Origin of the sequence: Microbacterium sp. B19, assembly GCF_000333395.1 — a bacterium.
Taxonomy (GTDB): domain Bacteria; phylum Actinomycetota; class Actinomycetes; order Actinomycetales; family Microbacteriaceae; genus Microbacterium.
The window spans coordinates 1-6,499 of the sequence record NZ_BADA01000351.1; the positions used below are offsets into that span (position 1 = coordinate 1).

The following is a 6,499-nucleotide window of genomic DNA, read 5'->3' on the forward strand; positions in this document are numbered from 1 at the left end:
TATTACCTCGCCGTCGAGAGGTTCCCGCCCGCCGCGGGAGCTCGGGGGTTTGCGGTCGACTGCGGGGCCTGATCTAAACTAAGGCGATCCTTACCTAACTTCCTGGAGGTTCTTCGTGTCCCGATTCCGCGCGCTGGCTGCTGTCGCCGCCGCCACGGCCCTCGTCCTGACCGGCTGCGCCGGTACCTCCGCCGCCGCCCCCGGCGCCTCGGAGGGCTCCACGACGGCGGACGGAACCTTCCCCGTCACCATCGATCACGCCTTCGGCGAGACGACGATCCCCGCCGAGCCGAAGCGCGTCGTGACGGTCAGCTGGGGCAACCAGGAGGCTGCGCTCGCCCTCGGGATCGTGCCGGTCGCGATGCCCAAGGTCACGTGGGGCGACGAGGACGGCGACGGACTCCTCCCCTGGGTCAAGGACAAGCTCGACGAACTGGGCGCCGCGACCCCCACACTCATGGACGAGACCAACGGCTTCGACTACGAGGCCATCGCCGACGCGAAGCCCGACGTGATCCTCGGCGCCTACTCCGGCATGACCCAGGAACAGTACGACACCCTCAGCAAGATCGCGCCCGTCGTGGCCTACCCCGAGATCGCGTGGGGCACCACCTGGCAGGAGATGACCCTGACGGATGCCAAGGCCCTCGGCCGCGAGAGCCAGGCCGAGCAGCTGGTCAGCGACCTCGAGAAGCACGTCACCGACGAGGCCGCCAAGTACCCGGCGCTGGCCGGCAAGAAGCAGATGTTCACGTACATCGACCCCACCGACCTCAGCACCGTCGGCTACTACTCGCTGAAGGACCCGCGGGCGATGTACCTCAGCGAGCTCGGCATGACGCCCTCCTCCGCGGTCGAGACCTCCAGCGCCCAGGGCGACACCTTCTGGTTCACGCAGAGCGCCGAGCAGATCGAGAACTTCTCCGACGTCGACACGCTCGTCGGCTACGGAACGGATGCCACCCTCGCCCAGCTGCAGGCCGACCCGCTGTGGTCGCGCATCCCCGCGGTCGCGTCCGGCGCCGTCGTGATGCTCCCCGACAACACTTCGCTCGCCGCCGTCGCCAACCCGAGCCCGCTGTCGATCGGCACCCCGCTCGGCGACGAGTACATCGGACTCGTCGGAGCCGCCGCCGCAAAGGCCGCCTCCTGATGCACGTCTCCGACGTCACGGCGCGATGACCGCTCTCGCTCCGGCCCCGACCGCCCCCGGCGACGCCCGCCCGCGTCGCTGGGGGCGGCGACGGGCCGTCGGCGTCACGATCCTCGTCGTCGCCCTCGTCGTCGCGGCTGTGCTCTCGGTCACGTTCGGTGCGCGGGACGTCTCCCTCACCGACGTATGGAGCGGACTCACCGGCTCCACCGACACGGCCTCGGCGGCCGCCGTGGCCAAGCGCGTGCCGCGCACCGTGCTGGCGATCCTCGTCGGCGCGGCGCTCGCCGTCTCCGGCGCGGTGCTGCAGGGCGCCACGCGCAACCCGCTCGCCGACCCGCAGATCCTCGGGATCAACGGGGGCGCAGGACTCGCGATCGTCACCGGCATCGCGTTCTTCGGCCTGTCCTCCGCCACCTCCTACATCTGGGTCGGCATGCTCGGCGCGGGCGCCGCGGCGGTCCTCGTCTACGCGATCGGCTCGCTCGGACGCGGCGGCGCGACACCGCTGCGCCTGGCCCTCGCCGGCGCGGTCACCGCGGTCGCCTTCAGTTCGCTCACGAGCGCGATCCTGCTCCCGAACACCGCCGTCATGAACGTGTTCCGGTTCTGGCAGATCGGCGGCGTCGGCGGGGCGACCTCCGAGACGATCCTGCAGGTGCTGCCCTTCCTCCTCGTCGGCCTCGTGATCTGCCTGGGCAGCGCCTCGGCGCTGAACACCCTCGCGCTCGGCGACGAACTCGCCACCGGCCTCGGCGCCCGCGTACGCACCGCGCGTCTCGTCTCCACCGCGGGAGCCGTCATCCTGTGCGGCGCCGCCACCGCCGTCGCCGGCCCCATCGGCTTCGTGGGACTCATCGTCCCGCACATGATCCGCCTCGCCGTCGGGGTGGACCACCGCTGGCTCCTCCCCGTCTCCGCGCTCGGCGGAGCCGTCCTCCTCACGCTCGCCGACGTCATCGGTCGTGTCGTGGCCCGCCCCGAGGAGATCGAGGTCGGCATCGTCACGGCCCTCGTCGGCGCCCCGTTCTTCATCGCGCTCGTGCGCCGACAGAGGATGCGAGCACTGTGAGTGTGACACTGACTCCCCCCGCTTCCTCCGCCCTGGCATCCGTCACCGTCGGTCGACACCGCCGCCGCCGACGCTGGGCGCTGGTCACCGGCATCCTGGCCCTGCTCGTCGTCACCGCGTTCGCGCTGTCGCTGATGCTCGGCCAGACGAACTACTCCCCCGCCGAAGTCTGGGGCGTCCTGACCGGTCAGCGCGTCCCGGGCGCGTCGTTCACGGTCGGCGAGCTCCGTCTCCCCCGCGCCGTGACCGCGCTGTTCACCGGCCTGTGCTTCGGCATGGGCGGCGTCGTCTTCCAGACGATGCTGCGCAACGCCCTCGCGAGCCCCGACGTCATCGGCATCAACACCGGAGCCAGCGCCGCCGCCGTCATCGGCATCGTCGTGCTGGGACTCGGCGAGACGACCGTGTCGTTCCTCGCGATGGCCGCCGCGCTCGCCGCGGCCCTGGCGATCTACCTGCTCGCCTACCGCGACGGCGGGTCGGGGGCACGGCTCATCCTCGTGGGCATCGGCGTCGCCGCGATGTGCCAGGCCGTCGTGTCGTACGTGATCGCCCGCGCCGCGGAGTACGACCTCCCCGCCGCGATGCGCTGGATCACCGGCAACCTCAACGACGCGACGTGGGACCGCGCGCTCCCGGTTGTCGGAGCCGTGATCGTCCTCGGCCCCGTACTGCTCGTGCTCGCCCGCCGCCTGGAGATCCTGCGGATGGGCGACGACACCGCCGCCGCGCTCGGGCTGCCCGTCGAGCGCAGCCGCCTGCTTCTCATCGTTGCGGCCGTGGGCCTCCTCGCCTTCGGCACCGCCGCCGCCGGCCCCATCGCCTTCGTGTCGTTCCTGGCCGGGCCGATCGCCCTGCGGATCCTCGGTCCCGTCGGCTCCCCCGTCCTCCCCGCGGGGCTCGTCGGCGCGCTCCTCGTCCTCGTCGCCGACTTCTGCGCGCAGTACGCGTTCGGCACGCGGCTGCCGGTGGGCGTCATCACCGGTGTGCTCGGCGCGCCGTACCTCATCTACCTGCTCATCCGCAGCAGCCGATCCGGAGGCACCACGCTATGACGTCGCCGCGCCCCCGCACTCGCCCCCGCGCTCGCCCTCACCGAGAAGGACCCCGACGATGACCACGGAACGCACCCTGCACGCCGAAGCCGTCACCCTCGGCTACGGCGACCGCACGATCGTCGACACGCTCGACCTCCGCCTTCCCCCCGGGCGGGTGACCGCGATCGTCGGCGCCAACGCGTGCGGCAAGTCGACCCTGCTCAAGGCGATGGCGCGTCTGCTCGCCCCCACGAGCGGACAGGTGCTGCTGGACGGCAAGGCCGTGCACCGGATGCCGACCAAACAGGTCGCGCGCGTGCTGGGGCTCCTCCCCCAGTCGCCCGTGGCACCGGACGGCATCGCCGTGTCCGACCTCGTCAGCCGGGGACGGCATCCGCACCAGGGAGCGCTGTCCCGGTGGACGCGCACCGACGACGCCGCCGTCGCGCGCGCGCTCGAAGCCACCGACACCGCGCACCTCGCCGATCGCCATGTCGACGAGCTGAGCGGCGGGCAGCGGCAGCGCGTGTGGATCGCGATGGCCCTCGCGCAGGAGACCGACGTGCTGCTGCTCGACGAGCCCACGACGTTCCTCGACATCAGCCACCAGATCGACGTGCTCGACCTGCTCACCGACCTCAACCGCCAGCGCGGCACGACCGTGGCGATGGTCCTGCACGACCTCAACCTCGCCGCGCGCTACGCCGACCACCTCGTCGCCATGGCCGGCGGCCGCGTGATCGCGGCGGGGGATCCCGGCGACGTCATCACCGAGGAGACGGTACGCGAGGTGTTCGGCCTCGACAGCCGCGTCGTCCCCGACCCGCTGACGGGGCGCCCCATGGTCATCCCGATCGGCCGTCACCACACGGTGAGCGAGCCGGCGCAGGGCTGAGCGCCCGGGGCGCCGGGCCGGGCCGGGCGCGGGTCCCGCGGCCCCGCAGGGGTACAGGCTCAGCTCGTGCGCTCGACCTGGCCCATGCGCCAGTAGCCCATGAACGCCACGCGCTTGCGGTCCACGCCGCAGCCCTGGACGAGCAGGCGCCGCAACACCTTCACGGTCTGCGACTCGCCGGCGATCCAGGCGTAGAACTCGCCCTCGGCGTCGGCGGGGCTGTCCCACAGCAGGTCGACGTCGACGTCGATGTCGTCCAGCTGCTGCGGACGCGGAGCCGCGGCGCGCGCGAGGACGTCTCCGGATGCCGCGGTCCACGCCTCGACGGCCTCGATGAGCGCCTCCCCGTGCGGACGGTCATCGCGCGCGAGCCACCGCACGCGCGCGTCCGTGCGGACGAGGAGCGCGTCGTCGTCCGTCGGCACCTCGATGAAGGCATCCACGACGCAACCGGACCCGAGTCCCTCGAGGATCGCGCAGATCGCCGGAGCGGCCGTCTCGTCACCCGCGAGCAGCAGACGCTGCGCGTGCCGGGGTGGAAGTCGATGCCCTGTGCCGACTCCTCGCTCCGCGCGTCGGGTCCCACACGAGGATCCGGGTCGCGATCGCGGCGACCTCGGCCACGCGCCCGCGGGGCCGGCGTCGTGATGCAGCACGAAGTCGATGTCGAGCTCGAGCGACTCGGGATCGATCCGGCGCACCGTGTAGGTACGGAACGGCATCCGCTCGTCGTCCGGCAGGTCGCGCCACCGCGTGTACCACTCGCCGTTGTCGATCGCGACGGGGTCCTCCTGGCCGATGTCGCACAGGCGGCCGTCGGGGCCGGGCAGGACGAGCTTCACCCGCTGGTCGCGGCGATCGGTGCCGAAGACCTCGAAGTCCGGAGACGTGAACGTGATCCGCGCGAAGTGCGGCGACAGCCGACGGGCCTCCTTCACCACGGCGACGTACGGGCGGTAGGCGGGACGCGTGGCTGTCTTCACGAGATAAGGATATCCTTACCTATCCTCCGGATGCCACGCCCAGACGTCCGGAAAGGACGCCGCCGAACTACTCCACGAGCGCACCGATGCGCCGGATCGCCTCCCGCAGCACGTCGGGATCGCAGCCCACGTTGATGCGGACGTGGCCCACGCCCTCGGCCCCGAACAGCGGGCCGTGGTGCAGCGCGACCTTGGCCTCGCGCCGGACGTAGGGCGCGGGGTTGTCTCCCCATCCGTACGCGGAGACATCGACCCACGCGAGGAACCCCGCCTCGGGCACGCGGTACCGCGCGAGCGGGAGGTGTTCGGCGAGCAGCTCGGCGAGCAACCGACGGTTGTCGTCGAGCGCGACCAGGAGCTGCTCCAGCCACGCGTCGCTCTCGGCCGCGAACGCCGCGCGGTTGGCGATGACGCCGAACAGCCCCGCGCGCCACTCGACCTCCCACGGCAGCGTCCGCACGACCGCGGCGTTCTCGTCCGACCCCGTGACGATCACCGCGCACTTCAGCCCCGCGAGGTTGTACGTCTTGCTCGCGCTCGTGACCGCGTAGCCCACCTCGGCCGCCTCGGGAGCGGCATCCAGGAACGGCGTGAACACGGCCGGTGCGAAGGTCAGCGGCGCGTGGATCTCATCGCTCACGACCGAAGCGCCGTACCGCGCCGCGATCCGCGCCAGCTCGGCGAGCGACTCCCGCGTGTGCACCGTGCCCGTGGGATTGTGCGGGTTGCAGAGCAGGACGGCCTTCGCTCCGGATGCCAGCGCTGCGGCGATCCCGTCGAGGTCGAGCTCCCACCGCTCCCCCGTGTCGCGCAACGGCACCCGTTCGACGACGGCGCCCGCCTCCTCGACGGTGTCGTAGAACGGCGGATACACGGGCGGCGTGACGACGACCCGGTCGCCCGGCGAGGTCACCGCGCGCAGCACCTCGACGACCCCCATCATCACGTCGCCGGTCCACCGGATCCGCGCGGGATCGGGACGCCACCCCCACCGGCGCTCGGCGAAGTCGGCGAAGTCGAGGTCGATGCCCGGACGCGGCGGGGTGTACCCGGTGTCCCCGATCTCGACCGCGCGGGCGAGGGCCGCGGTGATCGCGGGCGCGAGCGGGAAGTCCGTCTCCGCAACGAACATCGGGATCACGTCGTCCCCGTACGATCTCCACTTCGTGCTCGAACGCTGACGGAGCAGTTCGAGCGGCAGGGCCTTCAACGGGGGAACACTCACCCTGACGAGCCTAACGAGAGCCCCGGATGCCGAGGAATCGGCGCGTCAGAGACGGAAACACGAACGCCCACCCCGCGTGGGATGGGCGTTCGGGAGAGAGCTTCTTCAGATCGCGAAGCCGAGGGCGCGCATCA

The 6,499-nt window shown here is 71.9% G+C and carries 6 protein-coding genes; 4 read left to right on the forward strand and 2 right to left on the reverse strand.

Annotated features, from left to right (window positions below):
* Window positions 1-115: 115 nt before the first annotated feature.
* Genes I5G_RS12540 through I5G_RS12555 form a run of 4 tightly spaced genes read left to right on the forward strand, consistent with a single transcriptional unit; the run spans window position 116 to window position 4,157 of the window.
* On the forward strand, window positions 116-1,153 hold the full coding sequence (locus I5G_RS12540) for an iron-siderophore ABC transporter substrate-binding protein (protein ID WP_022879368.1): 1,038 nt from the start codon (window positions 116-118) through the stop codon (window positions 1,151-1,153).
* A 25-nt stretch (window positions 1,154-1,178) separates the two neighbouring features.
* The gene (locus tag I5G_RS12545; RefSeq protein ID WP_022879369.1) at window positions 1,179-2,225 is read left to right on the forward strand and encodes an iron ABC transporter permease; all 1,047 of its coding nucleotides are present in this window, start codon (window positions 1,179-1,181) and stop codon (window positions 2,223-2,225) included.
* Between the two features lie 2 nt (window positions 2,226-2,227).
* On the forward strand, window positions 2,228-3,280 hold the full coding sequence (locus tag I5G_RS12550) for an iron chelate uptake ABC transporter family permease subunit (RefSeq protein ID WP_148286489.1): 1,053 nt from the start codon (window positions 2,228-2,230) through the stop codon (window positions 3,278-3,280).
* Window positions 3,281-3,338: 58 nt separating this feature from the next.
* Entirely contained in the window at window positions 3,339-4,157 is an 819-nt protein-coding gene (locus I5G_RS12555) for an ABC transporter ATP-binding protein (protein ID WP_022879371.1), read from the forward strand.
* 59 nt (window positions 4,158-4,216) lie between these two features.
* Here I5G_RS12555 and I5G_RS22285 read toward each other — a convergent pair whose 3' ends face one another.
* Both I5G_RS22285 and I5G_RS12565 read right to left on the reverse strand, forming a co-directional pair.
* Window positions 4,217-5,140, reverse strand: a complete 924-nt coding sequence (locus I5G_RS22285; RefSeq protein ID WP_239642538.1) for a siderophore-interacting protein — start codon at window positions 5,138-5,140, stop codon at window positions 4,217-4,219.
* 67 nt (window positions 5,141-5,207) lie between these two features.
* The gene (locus I5G_RS12565) at window positions 5,208-6,365 is read right to left on the reverse strand and encodes a MalY/PatB family protein (protein WP_036328045.1); all 1,158 of its coding nucleotides are present in this window, start codon (window positions 6,363-6,365) and stop codon (window positions 5,208-5,210) included.
* Between the last annotated feature and the right edge of the window lie 134 nt (window positions 6,366-6,499).

Bases quoted from the DNA above. Each gene is read 5' to 3' on its own strand.
- I5G_RS12545 (WP_022879369.1), top strand. From the start codon at position 1,179: ATGACCGCTCTCGCTCCGGCCCCGACCGCCCCCGGCGACGCCCGCCCG.
- I5G_RS12555 (WP_022879371.1), top strand. From the start codon at position 3,339: ATGACCACGGAACGCACCCTGCACGCCGAAGCCGTCACCCTCGGCTAC.